Below are 12524 nucleotides of genomic sequence, written 5' to 3' on the forward strand. Positions count from 1 at the left end.
GGCGTGGGTGGGACCGGGGGAACGTGTCCCACCCACGCCGATGGCACTGAGCCGAAGGTACGGGGGGAACCCCGGCTCGTGCACGGCCGATGACCAGTCGGCTCACTGAGTACTGCGCCGCACGCTCCAAAAACGTCACACCTGTTTCGTAGATTTTTCTACGCGACCGACAGGACCGGGGTTTTCGCAGGTCTTTTCGCAGGTCAGTCGGGGTGCGCTCAGGAGGAGGCGGAGACCGAGGGGGAGGCGGCCGACGACGAGGGCGACGCGTCGGCGGACTGGCTCGGGGTCACTCCGGGAGTGAGGGTGTGGTAGCCGACGTTGTCGCCGCTCCCGCCGCCCTTGCCGTTCCCGTCGCCGCCGAGTTCTTCGCCGTCCTCCTCGGTGTCCTGACCGCCGTCACGGCCGTCGGAGCCCTCGGCGGACCCGCCGGAGACCGTGCCGGAGCCGGAGGTCCGGCCGAGCACCCGGTCGCAGAAGGCGTCGATGTCGGCGCCGGTGCGCCCGGCCGCCTCGGCCGAGTCCCGCAGCCGCCGCTTCTCGTCGGAGGTGATCCCGCCGCCGCGGTACTTGAGGCAGACCTTGGCCAGTTCGCGGCGGAGCGCCGTGGAGCCGCCCGCGCCACCGGTGGCCTTGGGGTCGGGCGAGCTCGACGCGCCCTTGTTGCCCGCGACCGTGCCGCCCCGGTCTCCTTCGGGGGAGCCGGAGGCGCCGCCGTCGGGGCTCGCGGAGCCGTCGGGCAGCGCCTCGTCGCCGCCCGCCGTGGTGTGCGGGGACGCCGAGGGCGACTCGTCGGGGCCCGCGGCGGAGACGGAGGAGGCGGGCACCGGTTCGTCGCGGCCGCCGAACGGGGAGGGCAGTACCCCGGTCCCGGCGGCGACGGCGACCCCGCCGACCATGCAGGCGGCGACGGCGGCCGCGAGCCCGAAGCGCACGGGGCGGCCCCAGAGCGGCCGGTTGCCGGCGGGGCCCGCGAGCGCGGCCGCGCGGTGCCGGCCGGGGCTGGCGCCGGGGCGTCCGGAGCGCTCGCGGCGGCCGGTCACGGACACGGCACCGTCGACGGCGGACACCGCGCGGGCCTCCCGGAACGCCTTCAACGCGGCGTCCTCACCGGGCAGTTCGGAAGCGGGGGCGGCCGAGAGGGCGGTCAGTGCGTCGAGCGTCGCGGCCAGTTCCCCGGCCCGTCGCGCGTCCTCGCCGGAGACGGCCTCCAGGGGCTCCCCGCGCAGCAAACGCTCCGCCGCGTCGCGGTCCAGCCATCTGTAGTGCTCGTCGGCCATCACATGTCCTTCTGCGTCCGCGTACGCGATTGCGTCACACCGGCGGACGTCACCGTGCGGGGTCCGGGCCGCCTCGGCTGCGGCAGCGCGCCGAGCGGACCGGGGTCGTTCGAAGTCGGTGCCGACGCCTGCGCCGACGCCTGCGCCGACGCCTGTGCGGAGGTCTCCGCGGAGTCCGCGCCGAGCAGTTCCGCCAGCTTCTTCAGGCCGCGATGGGCTGCCGTGCGGACCGCGCCGGGGCGCTTGCCGAGGGTCTGCGCTGCGCTCTTCGCGTCGAGCCCGACGACCACCCGCAGCACGACGGCCTCGGCCTGGTCCTGCGGGAGCTGGGCGATCAGCGCCATGGCGCTGCCGGTGGCGAGGGACTCCATCGCCTCGTCGGCGGTGTCGGAGAGGGCGGGTCGGCCGGTGAGCTCGGTCTCGTCGCCGCCTATGGCGGGCCGGCGTCCCCGCATGCGTATGTGGTCCAGGGCGCGGTTGCGGGCGATCCGGGCGGCCCAGCCGCGGAACCGGTCGGCGTCGCCCTCGAACCGCTCCAGGTCCCGGGCGATCTGCAGCCACGCCTCCGAGGTGACGTCCTCGGCGTCGGCGTCCCCGACGAGTGTGCGCACGTATCCGAGCAGCCTCGGGTGCACGGCGCGGTACACAGTCCGGAACGCGGCCTCGTTCCCGTCCTGCGCCGCAAGCACCGCGGCGGTCAACTCCGCGTCGTCCCCCAGCACTCCCAGTCCCTGCCCATGTGGTCTCGTGCGCCCCCAGCGCGAATCGCACGCTACGGCCTGAAACGCCCCCGCGTCCATGTTTGTACAACGGGCAACCAGTGGGTCACACAGCGGGGTGTGACAGAAAACGCACGCGTGGCGCTGAAGGGAGTACGGGCCGCTCGCGACCCGTACGCGCGGCGGCCGGGGTCTCTCCTGTGGGGGGTGGCGACCTCGGCCGTCCCGCTTTTCCCCAGGCTGCCGCCGTGCCGGCACGGGCCGTCCCCGCGCCAGCGCGGGCTGTTCCCGTGCCACCGCCGCAGACTGTTTCCGTTCCGGCGCGGGCCGTTCCCGCTCCGGCGCAGGCCGCTCCCGTACCGCCCCCGCAAGCTGTTCCCGTTCCGCCGCGGGCCGCTCCCGTGCCACCGCCCCCGCAAGCTGTTCCCGTGCTGCCGCAGGCTGTTCCCGTTCCGGCACGGGCCGTTCCCGCTCCGGCGCAGGCCGTTCCCGTACCGCCCCCGCAAGCTCTTCCCGTACCGGCGCAGGCCGTTCAGGTTCCGGCGCGGCACACGGGAGCGTGCCGCGCTGCGCGCGCCGGTGTGCACGCTCGCTCGTCCACTCACGCGTGCTCCTCCCGGCCGATCCGCGAGAACACCGTCGCCCGCGCCGGTTCCTACGGCTTCCCGTGCTCGTCGGCGGCGCCCTGCGTCGCCCGCGCGGCCGGAGTCCTGGCGGCCGGGGCCGCATCGCCGGGCGGCGTGTGGTCGCCCGGCCCCTGGCCCGCCGGGGCCGGGGTCCGCGACGGCGTCTCACAGCCCTGGGCGGCCCGGTCCACTCGCTGCGTGCCGTGCCCGTCCTCGTACGACTTGCACCGCGCCTCGTCGTCCCTGGCCTGTTCCGGGTGGGACGGCGTGGCCGTGCCGTGCGGCGCGTCGGCGCCCGCCCGGTCCGCGTCGACACCGGCCGATGCCGTGCGGCCGGGTCGCGGCCGGTCGTCCGGCCGGTCCGTCGCGGTGGACGACGCGCCGATGGCGGCCACCGCGACGCCGCCGACGGTCAGGCTCGCGAGGACCGCCCCCACCGCGACGCGCACGGGCCGGCGCACGCGCCGGTGGCGGGGCCGCCAGTCGTCCCTGCGGCGGGGCGCCGCCGTGAGCGCGCCGGAGTCGCGGGCGGCGCGGAACGCGTCCAGCGCCTGCCGCTCTCCGGCCGTGCCGTGCGGCACTCCGGTGCGCACGGCGGCGGCGAGCGCGTCGCCGAGTGCGTCGCCGGGCGCGTCCGGTCCCGCCGGAGGCGAAAGGGGTCGGTTGTCAGTCATCTCGACTCCAGCAGCGTGTACCGACCGCTATCCGTCACACCTCGCCCTTTTCGTCCGCGTCCCCGGCCGCTCCGTCGCGTTCGGGGCCGATCTGCAGGGCGAGCTTCTTCAGCCCCCGGTACGCGGCCGTGCGCACGGCGCCGGGCCGCTTGCCGAGGACGCGCGCGGAGGCGGGCCCGTCGAGCCCGACGACGACCCGCAGCAGGACCGCCTCGGCCTGGTCGCGGGGCAGGTCGGCGATGAGGGCGAGGGCGCGCTGGGTGGAGAGGGTCTCGAAGGCCTGCTCGGCGGTGTTGTGCGCGGCGGGCAGGTCGAGCACGTCCTGTTCGGTGCCGGAGGCACGCGGGCGCACCTTCTGGCGGCGCAGCAGGTCGAGCGCGCGGTGCCGGGCGATGGTCGCGGTCCAGCCGCGGAACCCGGCGCCGTCGCCGCGGAAGCGCCCCAGGTCGCGGGCTATCTCCAGCCAGGCGTCGGAGGCGACGTCCTCCGCCTCGTCGCCGACGAGTCCGCGCAGGTAGCCGAGGAGACCGGGCTGCACCAGCCGGTAGGCCACGGCGAACGCGGTCTCGTCGCCCTGCTGAGCCTGCGCGACGGCCGCGCTCAGCTCCTCGTCGTACAACTTCGTACGACGAGGCTCTGCTCCGTGGCCCAACCGCTTTCCTCTTCGTATGTCACCGGGGACGGCGGGTCGTCAGCCGTCCAACTCCCTCTAGTGATCAGCGCCCGAGGGCACAGAAATGTCACAGGTGCCGCCGCCGGCTCACCCGTGCCGCGGCTACACGGCGAACATCGAGGCCTCGTCCTGCGGGAGTTCCACGATCAGGGAGGGGTCGGGGCGGCGCGCGGGCACGGGGTCGCCGTACGCGGAGAAGCGCATCGACAGCCGGGTCCCGTCCGAAGCCCCCTCCAGGGAGCGCAGGTACGGCTTGCCGTCGGCGTCGACGTACGCGATGCCACTGTCCGTACCGCTGCCGCTGTCATTGCCGCTGCCGCTGTCACTGCCGGAGGAGCCGTCGGCCGGCGGCACGAGCGGGACCACCCGGCGTCCGGCGCGCTGCACGACGGGCCGGGCGCGGGTGCCGGTCACGTCGCCGGCCATCCCGCTGCCGCCCAGGGTCTGCGAGACGCTGCACACCTTCTCGAACGCGCCGGTGCCCTTGGGTCCCTGAGGGAGCTTCACGTACTTGCCCTCGACCATCGCGAGCCGCGGCACGACCCGCTGTGCGATGTCCGGTCCTGCGTCCAGGGCCATGCCGCGCAGTTCGCTGAGCGCGGTCGGGGTGTACTTCAGATAGCCCTCGGCCTCATGTCCCTTGCGGGCGGCCAGGAAGACGAAGTCGCCGCGCTTGCCGGGCCCGGCGTCCAGGCTGCCGACGCAGCTGCCACTGCTCTCCATGCGTAGGTCGAAGTGGATCGGCCGGCCCTTCCCCACCGTGACGTCCTCGACGATCCGCACCGACCGGGCGTCGCGCAGCAGCGTGACCGCCTCCGACAGCAGGCGTTCCCCGCGCACCTGGGCGGCGGGGCGCGGCGGCTGCGTGGCGCGCTCGGCGGTGCGCAGCAGCCAGGCGCCGCCGCCCGACGTCTCCCCGGTGGCGAGCGCGGTGCTGGACGGGGGCGTCACGGGATGGACCAGCGCGCCCGCGGCGAGCGCGGCCACGGTGCACACGGCACCGACGATCACAGAGCGGCGCATGCGCGACTCCCCCGCTCGGTGCTGCCGGGGCGCGCGGTGCGGCCCGGCAGCGTCAGATAGAAGGTCTGCAGCGACTCCTCGGCACCGACCTCGTACCGGTTGACGACCTTGCCCAGCGGGTTCCACACCCGTCCGTCGGGCATCCGTACGCCCACCTGCTGGCCGAAGTACGCGCGCTGGGTCTCGTCCAGGTCGATCCAGACGGCACCTGCGCGACGGGCCAGCACCTCGCCCACGTACGCGCCGAGCCCGAACAGGACACCGTCAGGGCGCGCCTTCTCGGCAGCCGGGCCGCCCTTGCGCAGCCCGTCGATGACGAAGTCGACGACGCGCAGGCTGGCGACGGAGTAGTCCAGCGGCAGCCGCGACGAGGCGACCCGAGCGACGAACCCGGCGGCGTGCCGTCGCATGTCGGCCGCGATCGTCTGCTTCTCGCCCTCAGGCATGGTGAGCACCCCTCTTTTCCTAGGCACTTCACCAGCGGACTGTCATACACAGCCGTCACACGTTTCTCACATGTCGCTTCTCACATCACGATTTGCGTGATGCCGTACAACCTTTGCCGTGGTTCGGATGTCGGGGCGTCAGGCCGCGGGGGCGTCGGACGGCAGGGTGACGCGCCCGCCGTAGGTCCCGCGGGTCTCCTGCCGCATCTCCTGGGTGTGGGTGATGGTCCGCCCCTGGTAGGGGACGGCGACCGTGAATGCGTACTGGTGCGAGACGAGCCGGTAGCCGTGCGCCGCGTCGAGCACCCACGTCTCCTCGAAGCTCCGCACCGTGACCTGGCGGTCGGTGGCGGTGACGCCGTTCGCCCTCAACTGCCGTAGTGCGGCCTGCGTTTCCCGTACGGGTGTCGTGAAGGCGGGCCGCTCACGGGCGTCGGCGAACGTCCATCCGCTCGCCGTCACGCGCAGCGTCACCCGCCCGGTCCGGGTGCCTGCGCCCGTCACCTTCGCGCTCTTGGCGTACTGGGCGAGGGTGTCCAGTTCGGCGACGGGGTCCTCGATCATGTCGGCGATGTCGGGGTCGCCGAGCGGTCCCTTCTTCCACGCCTTCCCGTCCTGCTTGCCGTAGCCCGTGCCGCCGACGGCGTACACCCGCTCGTTCGCGCGCGCCCCCTTCCTGAGCACGCCGCCCTCCGACCGGTAGGCGACCGGGCTCATGGTGCGGTACGCGGTCGCGTCGTACGTGGCCCGGTTCGGGGCCGCGCCGTCCATGACCAGGGCCTGGGTGCCGTGCAGGGCGAACGTCCACCCGTGCGCGTCGCCCATCGTCCGCCGGGCCCGGGCGACGAACTGCGCGGCGGTCTTCGGGAGCGCCTGCCGCCGCTGCTGCTGCTCGCGTTGCGTGGGCGCGGCCGAACTCCCCTGCCTCGCAGCTGACTTGTGCCGCTTGCCGGTGGTCTTGCCGTGCCCGGAACACCCGGTGACGGCCAGGGCGGACGCCAGGAGCAGGGCGGTGGCGGCGCGGCGGACGGGGGTACGACGGATCACGGGAGCACTCCTCGGTGGCTGGGGGCGGCGCCGGTTATACCTCCGGGGGTCCGCGCGATCCACTGCGGCGACATTCCACCCGTATCGCCACCGGGCCGCCGTGCACGTCCGGTTCCACCGGGAATGTCCGCGGAGGCGCGCGCAGCCCGCCGCCTCCTTTACCCTCCGCTCCCATGTCGCACAGGGAGCAGCAGGAGCAGCAGGAGCAGGGCGGTCGGGGCCGCATCGATGTCGCGTACGGAGTGGGTTACGACGCCGTGAGCGGCTCAGTGACCGGCCCGATGACGAGGGAAGGGGCGGCCGCGCGGGACGCCGCCGGGGAGCCGTACGCCGTGGTGCTGCGCGACGCGGGGGCGGTGGCCAAGGCGGTGGTGCTGCATGTGGCACGGGCCGCGCACCACTTGGGGATGTGGGCGTACGACAGCCGTCGGCGCCGCTTCCTGGAGATGGATCTGCGGCAGATCGAGGAGGACCGGCTGTTCCTGCTGCACCAGCGCATGTGGCACTACGCCGACGACGACGTACCGGAGTGCGCGCCCTACGCGCCGCGGGTGACCCTCGATCTGATGCCGGGCGGCAGGGGCCGCAAGGTGGTCGAGCCGAAGGGCGAGGGGGGTGGTTCGACGCACACCATGGCGGACCTGCCGGAGTCCCAACGCTGGTTCCGGGTACCGGAGTTCGGGCAGTGGGGCGGCACGCTCAGGCTGCTCGGGATCGATGCCGACCTCGCCCAGGTGGAGTTCCGGGACGTCCCGGCACCCGGCGCGGCACCCGCGTCCGCCGAGCCGGACTGGCAGCCGCCCGCGCCCTTCCGCCCCCGTCACCTGGACGAACTCTTCACCCCTGGCGCCCGCTTCACCTCCCCCTGGCGCGGCGAGGACCCGCTCGAAGTCGCCCCTCCCCTCCGGGCCGGAACGCTCCACCTGCCGACCGGGCGCCTCGTGGCCCGCGACCCGTCGTACCGCACGTGCGAGGGGGACGCCGGGTTCACGGTGACGGTGCCGCCCGGCAGCTACCCGGTGGAGATCGCACTGGCCGGGAACAGCAGCGAGTTCCAGGGCACGACGGTGGACCTGACGAACCACACGGCGGCCCGGGTCCGGATCACCGAACAGCGCACACAGGAATGGGAGTTGGCACTCCTGCCCGGCCAGGACCTGCGCCTCCTGAGGGACGGCCACTTCTACGGCTTCGACGTGGATAGCGGCACCGGCGCCTTCGTCGACGCCTCGGCGGCGCAGCATCTGGCGGCGCTCTACGGGAGCCGCACCCTGACGGCCGCCCGGGACGGCGGCGACCACGGCATCACGGAGATCACGGACCCCGCCGCCGACGCCCCGGCGAACCTGATCGCGTACCCGAGCGGCATGGGCGACGGTTCCTATCCGGTGTGGATCGGCCGGGACGCGGCGGGCGAGGTCACGTGCTTCGTGGCGGACATGCTGGTCCTGCACGACTCCGAGCTGCTCTGACCGGCGTCATCCGTCCGAGCTGCTCTGACCGGCGTCATCCGTCCGAGCTGCTCTGACCGGCGTCACCCGGGCACCATCCCGGCATCACCCCACGGTCAGCACCTGCACCTCTCCCACCTCGACGGGTACGGAGACGGTCGCCCCGGCGACGACCCGCGCCGCGTTGCGCAGGTCCTCCAGGAAGAGGGCGGCCAGGCGTGGCGTGAACCCGGTGCGGACGACGACGCGCAGCACCCAGGTGTCGCTCAGTCCGGTCGGCAGCGGGTACGCGGGGACCTGCCAGCCCCGCGCCCGCATCGCCAGTGCGATGCCGCGCTCGTGCAGTCCGAGGGCATGCGCCCGGTCGGTCAGCCGGAAGGCGAAGGCGGGCAACTCGCTCCCGTCCGTGAGGAGTTCGAAGAGGTTGAGGTCGGCGATCCCGGCGGCGAGGCCGCGCGCGGTGCGCCGCGACTCCAGGTGCAGCCGGCGCAGGCCCGCGTACCCGTAGCGGTGGAAGGTGTAGTACTGCGCGGCGACGTGGGACGCGGAGCGGGTGAAGGTGAGCGAGAAGGTGTTCATCTCGCCGCCCAAGTAGTCGACGTGGTGTACGAGTTCGGCGGGCAGCGCGTCCGCGTCCCGCCACAGCGCCCAGCCGATCCCGGGGAAGACCTGCCCGTACTTGTGCCCGGAGGTGTTGATGGAGGCGACGCGCGGCAGCTGGAAGTCCCAGAGCAGATCCGGGTCGAGGAACGGGGCGACCATCGCCCCCGAGGCGCCGTCGACGTGGACGGGGATGTCGTTCCCGGTCGCCGCCTCGATACCGTCGAGGGCGAGGCACAGGTCGGCGATGGGCTCGTACGATCCGTCGAAGGTCGAGCCGAGAATGCCGATGACACCGACCGTGCGGTCGTCGCAGTACTCGGCGAGCACCTCGGGGGTCAGGTGCAGCCGGCCGGGCGCGAGCGGGACGAGCCGCGCCTCGACGTCGAAGTAGGAGCAGAACTTCTTCCAGCAGACCTGGACGTTGGCCCCGGCCACGATGTTGGGCCGCTCGGTGTCGCGTCCGGCGGCCCTGCGCCGCTGTTCCCAGCGCCGCTTGAGCGCGAGCCCGGCGAGCATGGCGGCCTCGCTGGACCCGGTGGTGGAGCAGCCGGTGGCGCGGGCCGGGTCCGGGGCGTGCCACAGGTCGGCGAGCATCCGCACGCACCGCGCCTCCATGTCGGCGACCTGCGGGTACTCGTCGGTGTCGACGAGGTTCTTGTCGGCGGTCTCCGTCATGAGCAGCCGCGCCTCGTCCTCCATCCACGTCGTGCCGAACGTGGCGAGGTTGAGCCGGCTGCGGCCGTCGAGGAGCAGTTCGTCACGGATGGCGTCGTAGACGGCGCGGGGCTCGGACTCGTCGTGGGGGAACGCGGTCTCGGGGCAGGAAACGGCAGGGACGGCAGGGGCGGCGGAGGGCGTGATGGAGGGAGCGGCAGAGGGAGCGGCGGAGGGGGTGGCAGGGGCGGAGGTGTAGGACATGACTCTCCAGAGCGGATGGCGGCACGCGGCCGATCACTGCCGAACCTAGATCGCCGACTGCCCGGTTGACCTGCGGAAATTCACCCACGCGAGGGAGGCAAGACCAAGGCGAAACCCATATTTTGCGGATTTATGGCGCCGCTTTACTGGATCATCACCCGGCATCGGGCCCCGGACCGGATCCCGGCGCGAAGGCCGGGTCGAGCGACCGGATCCGTCCTGTCGACCCGTGCCAGCAACTCCGCCTGCGCCGACTTCGGCGCCGCGAGCGGGTTCTGATTCCGCGGCGACTTGATACTCCGCCCCCCCTGCTTCCGAAACCCGAGCGGCTTGAGCCACGGTGTGACGAACTCCCGCAGGAAGTCAGTCATGGCAGGCATAGGCTCCCCCGGCTTCCTGGGCGATCCGTGCCGAACCCCAGCAGTGGAGCATCGGCCCGACGCGGTACAGGGCGATGCCCCCGGCCACCAGCACGAGCCCGGTGACGACGGCGAGGACCACGCCCGCGGCCCCCGCGAACCGCCGTCGCCGTCGCCGTCGCCGTACGAGCCACCAGGCCCCGCCCACCGCGAGTGTCCCCATGACCAGCAGCACGGCCGACACCGGGGCGCGGTTCTCCTGGATCCCGGGGAAGTCGCCGGGACGCGCGGCCTGTTGGACGGCGCCGAAGGCGAGGAGGTACAGCAGCAGCCCCAGCATCAGCAGCCCGGCCGAGCCCGCTCCGCGGACCCACGAACCCGTGACCCGCCCCCCGGTCATCACCTTTCCGCCCCCTTCCCCGGTGCGACGACGTCCGGATCGTAGATCCTCCCGTGGCCGCCCTCCCGAGCCTGTGACAGCCCTGTGACCGGAACTGTGGCCTCCACCACATGTCCGGCGCGGCCACCCTGATCAGATGGCCCAATGCGCAGACCCGCCCGTCTCCTGCCCGTCCTGCCGGCCGTCGCCGCGACCGCCCTGCTGCTCACGTCCTGCGGGACGCAGCACACGGCATCCGGAACCTCCGGCACAGCCACGGCCTCTCCTACGACGACGGGTGCGGGCACGGGTACAGGTACGCAGGTCGACGACCCGGGCAAGGACGGCGTACGGGTCGTCTCGGTGACGCTCCCCTCGGCCTCGCCGTCGCCGTCCCGCACCGCGTCCGTCATGGCCGACAGCCTCGACTCGGGGGCCTCCGCGATCTTCGAGATCACCAACGACGGCACCGAGGCCCTGACCTACACGGTCATCGTCACCTTCCAGAGCGCCGACGGCGGCGCCGTGGACAACCGGACCACGACCGTGCGCGACGTCGGCCCCGGCAAGACGGTACGAGGCACGGTCCGGACCCAGTCGCTGCCGTCCTCCGCACCGCGCATCACCGGCGCCGAGGTGATGGAAGTGACCAAGGTCCCCGCCGCCGAGGCCCCGGCCGCACCGGGCGCCTGCCCGCCGTCGGGGATCCGGGTCAGCGCGGACCGGGGCGACGCGGCGATGGGACTGCGCGTGGTCGGCCTGCACCTGGAGAACTGCGGCACCCGCGACTACACCGTCAACGGCTACCCCCTCCTCGAACTCCTCGACGAGGACCACAAGCCCATCGACGGCATCCGCATCCTCAAGGGCGGCGGCGAGATCAGCACCGCCTTCAGCTCGGCCGAGCCGCCGCGCCCCGTCACGCTCAAGCCCGGCGAATCGGCGACGTCCGCCCTGGTGTGGCGCAACACCACCGGGTTCGGCACCGCGGTGAACGCCCCCTACGTGCGGGTCAGGGCGAAGTCCGGCGCCGCCCCGGTGACGGTCACCCCGAACCTCGATCTGGGAACGACCGGAAAGCTCGGGGTCGACCCGTGGAAGAAGGCGGACGACGGCAGGCCGTAGACAGGCTCACGCACGGCACCTCCCGCACAACTCCTCGTCCCCGACCGGCAGGAACAGCGTCGCCTGCACATGCCGCTCCCCCTCGCACTCCCGCATCCGCGCGACGCGCGACACCGACGCCGCCCGCGCTTCGGGGGCCGCCCGCACGACCGGCGGCGCGGGCTGGATCTCGGCGAGCACGTACCGAAGCAGCCCGCCCGGCCGCTCGATCCACCCGGTCCGCCCCGGCAGTTGCCGCCGGATGCACTGCCACAGGCTGTGCGCGGTGTGCCCGTGCGCGAACCATTCCCGTACGCGGCCGACGAGCTCGGCGACCATGGCCCGGGGGATGCGCAGCCGGGAGTCCAACTCGCTGATCCCGGCCACGAATTGAGCGGCCTCGTCGTCACCACCACCCGGCTCCGGCGGCGCCGGAGGGTTGGAGGTGTTGCCCCCAGGGTCTTCGCCTGGATGACGACCGACCTCCGGGCGGGTCGGCTCACCGGCGGCCGGTGCGGCGCCCGCCGGTTCGGCTCGCGGACCCCCGTCCCGTACGGCGATCGCCTCCTCGGCGCTCAGCGGCACACCGGACACGAGCTGAACGGTCTCCCAACGCCCCCGCTCCCCCTGCATCCGCCACTCGTGCACCAATCCCTCGGCCTTCAACTGCCGTTTGGCGCGCAGGAAGGCGCACTTGCCGAGCCCGGCCTTCTCGGCCGTCCTGGAGAGGGAGTCACGAGCGTCGGCGGGGAGCGAGAGCTGCCACAGGAGCAGCCGCAGGGCGTCGGCGCTCAGCCGGGGATGCCGGATGAGGTGGTTCGGAACCTGGCTGAAGGAGCCGGTCGGAGAGATAGCATGACGCAGCATTGCCGGTGGGCCTTTCTAGGGTGGCCACTGGTGATGAAGGCCCTCGCAACTGGTTGCCGCCAGCGCGGGGGCCGCTTAAGTTTCGGCAACCGTACAGCAACTTCCGTAACCTCTAAGCCACTTACGGTAATCACCACCCGTCGCCATATCGCTGCCGCCGCTCCGCGATCCAGGCCCGCACCCACGCCTCCTCGCTCGCGTCGGCGGGCCGCAGCACCCCGACCCCGACGGTGGCGACGAAGTACACGAACCGCACCCGCCGCAACTCCCCGTCCACGCCCAGCACTTTGCCGGGCCCGTACACATCGGTCTCCGCGTGGGCGACGTACGCCCCCTTGCCATGCAGAACCACCAC

13 protein-coding genes are annotated in these 12524 nt (G+C 73.2%); 2 read left to right on the forward strand and 11 right to left on the reverse strand.

Going from position 1 to position 12524, the window contains the following annotated elements; genetic code table 11:
• Nucleotides 1–218: 218 nt before the first annotated feature.
• From J3486_RS26675 to J3486_RS26705, 7 genes are all read right to left on the reverse strand, one after another.
• Nucleotides 219–1280: a hypothetical protein gene (locus tag J3486_RS26675; RefSeq protein ID WP_207824594.1), complete on the reverse strand. Its 1062-nt coding sequence runs from the start codon at nucleotides 1278–1280 to the stop codon at nucleotides 219–221.
• Nucleotides 1280–2002, reverse strand: coding sequence for an RNA polymerase sigma factor (locus tag J3486_RS26680; protein ID WP_207824595.1), 723 nt, complete (start codon nucleotides 2000–2002; stop codon nucleotides 1280–1282). Before J3486_RS26680 ends, J3486_RS26675 begins: the two co-directional genes overlap by 1 nt.
• A 652-nt stretch (nucleotides 2003–2654) precedes the next feature.
• Nucleotides 2655–3299 carry a hypothetical protein gene (locus J3486_RS26685; RefSeq protein WP_207824596.1) on the reverse strand — a complete coding sequence of 215 codons (645 nt, stop codon included), beginning with the start codon at nucleotides 3297–3299 and terminating at the stop codon, nucleotides 2655–2657.
• Nucleotides 3300–3333: 34 nt separating this feature from the next.
• On the reverse strand, nucleotides 3334–3951 hold the full coding sequence (locus tag J3486_RS26690) for an RNA polymerase sigma factor (protein WP_207824597.1): 618 nt from the start codon (nucleotides 3949–3951) through the stop codon (nucleotides 3334–3336).
• A gap of 123 nt (nucleotides 3952–4074) precedes the next feature.
• On the reverse strand, nucleotides 4075–4995 hold the full coding sequence (locus J3486_RS26695) for a hypothetical protein (RefSeq protein ID WP_207824598.1): 921 nt from the start codon (nucleotides 4993–4995) through the stop codon (nucleotides 4075–4077).
• Nucleotides 4980–5441: a hypothetical protein gene (locus J3486_RS26700; RefSeq protein ID WP_229378611.1), complete on the reverse strand. Its 462-nt coding sequence runs from the start codon at nucleotides 5439–5441 to the stop codon at nucleotides 4980–4982. The genes J3486_RS26695 and J3486_RS26700 overlap by 16 nt, the downstream gene beginning before the upstream one ends.
• Nucleotides 5442–5579: 138 nt before the next feature.
• Nucleotides 5580–6488: a hypothetical protein gene (locus J3486_RS26705; RefSeq protein ID WP_207824599.1), complete on the reverse strand. Its 909-nt coding sequence runs from the start codon at nucleotides 6486–6488 to the stop codon at nucleotides 5580–5582.
• A 173-nt stretch (nucleotides 6489–6661) separates the two neighbouring features.
• Here J3486_RS26705 and J3486_RS26710 point away from each other — a divergent pair, with 173 nt between their 5' ends.
• Nucleotides 6662–7960 (forward strand): DUF4241 domain-containing protein, encoded by a 1299-nt coding sequence (locus J3486_RS26710; protein ID WP_207824601.1) that lies wholly within the window; start codon nucleotides 6662–6664, stop codon nucleotides 7958–7960.
• An 84-nt stretch (nucleotides 7961–8044) separates the two neighbouring features.
• On the opposite strand, the gene J3486_RS26715 is transcribed toward J3486_RS26710, so the two are convergent.
• Together J3486_RS26715 and J3486_RS26720 are read right to left on the reverse strand one after the other, a co-directional pair.
• Nucleotides 8045–9460: a glutamate decarboxylase gene (locus tag J3486_RS26715; protein WP_207824602.1), complete on the reverse strand. Its 1416-nt coding sequence runs from the start codon at nucleotides 9458–9460 to the stop codon at nucleotides 8045–8047.
• A gap of 363 nt (nucleotides 9461–9823) precedes the next feature.
• Nucleotides 9824–10219 carry a hypothetical protein gene (locus tag J3486_RS26720; protein ID WP_207824603.1) on the reverse strand — a complete coding sequence of 132 codons (396 nt, stop codon included), beginning with the start codon at nucleotides 10217–10219 and terminating at the stop codon, nucleotides 9824–9826.
• 144 nt (nucleotides 10220–10363) lie between these two features.
• Here J3486_RS26720 and J3486_RS26725 point away from each other — a divergent pair, with 144 nt between their 5' ends.
• Nucleotides 10364–11323 carry a DUF4232 domain-containing protein gene (locus J3486_RS26725; protein ID WP_207824604.1) on the forward strand — a complete coding sequence of 320 codons (960 nt, stop codon included), beginning with the start codon at nucleotides 10364–10366 and terminating at the stop codon, nucleotides 11321–11323.
• 6 nt (nucleotides 11324–11329) lie between these two features.
• Here J3486_RS26725 and J3486_RS26730 read toward each other — a convergent pair whose 3' ends face one another.
• Nucleotides 11330–12169, reverse strand: coding sequence for a hypothetical protein (locus J3486_RS26730; RefSeq protein ID WP_207824605.1), 840 nt, complete (start codon nucleotides 12167–12169; stop codon nucleotides 11330–11332).
• Nucleotides 12170–12299: 130 nt separating this feature from the next.
• Nucleotides 12300–12524, reverse strand: a complete 225-nt coding sequence (locus J3486_RS26735) for a hypothetical protein (RefSeq protein WP_207824606.1) — start codon at nucleotides 12522–12524, stop codon at nucleotides 12300–12302.

The organism is Streptomyces sp. VRA16 Mangrove soil, assembly GCF_017377775.1.
Taxonomy (GTDB): Bacteria; Actinomycetota; Actinomycetes; order Streptomycetales; family Streptomycetaceae; genus Streptomyces.

What these genes read in the sequence shown, in the direction of transcription:
- J3486_RS26725 (WP_207824604.1), top strand. Translation starts at nt 10,364, where the DNA reads ATGCGCAGACCCGCCCGTCTCCTGCCCGTCCTGCCGGCCGTCGCCGCG.
- J3486_RS26710 (WP_207824601.1), top strand. Translation starts at nt 6,662, where the DNA reads ATGTCGCACAGGGAGCAGCAGGAGCAGCAGGAGCAGGGCGGTCGGGGC.
- J3486_RS26730 (WP_207824605.1), bottom strand. Translation starts at nt 12,169, where the DNA reads ATGCTGCGTCATGCTATCTCTCCGACCGGCTCCTTCAGCCAGGTTCCG.
- J3486_RS26720 (WP_207824603.1), bottom strand. Translation starts at nt 10,219, where the DNA reads ATGACCGGGGGGCGGGTCACGGGTTCGTGGGTCCGCGGAGCGGGCTCG.
- J3486_RS26675 (WP_207824594.1), bottom strand. Translation starts at nt 1,280, where the DNA reads ATGGCCGACGAGCACTACAGATGGCTGGACCGCGACGCGGCGGAGCGT.
- J3486_RS26700 (WP_229378611.1), bottom strand. Translation starts at nt 5,441, where the DNA reads ATGCCTGAGGGCGAGAAGCAGACGATCGCGGCCGACATGCGACGGCAC.
- J3486_RS26695 (WP_207824598.1), bottom strand. Translation starts at nt 4,995, where the DNA reads ATGCGCCGCTCTGTGATCGTCGGTGCCGTGTGCACCGTGGCCGCGCTC.
- J3486_RS26715 (WP_207824602.1), bottom strand. Translation starts at nt 9,460, where the DNA reads ATGTCCTACACCTCCGCCCCTGCCACCCCCTCCGCCGCTCCCTCTGCC.
- J3486_RS26685 (WP_207824596.1), bottom strand. Translation starts at nt 3,299, where the DNA reads ATGACTGACAACCGACCCCTTTCGCCTCCGGCGGGACCGGACGCGCCC.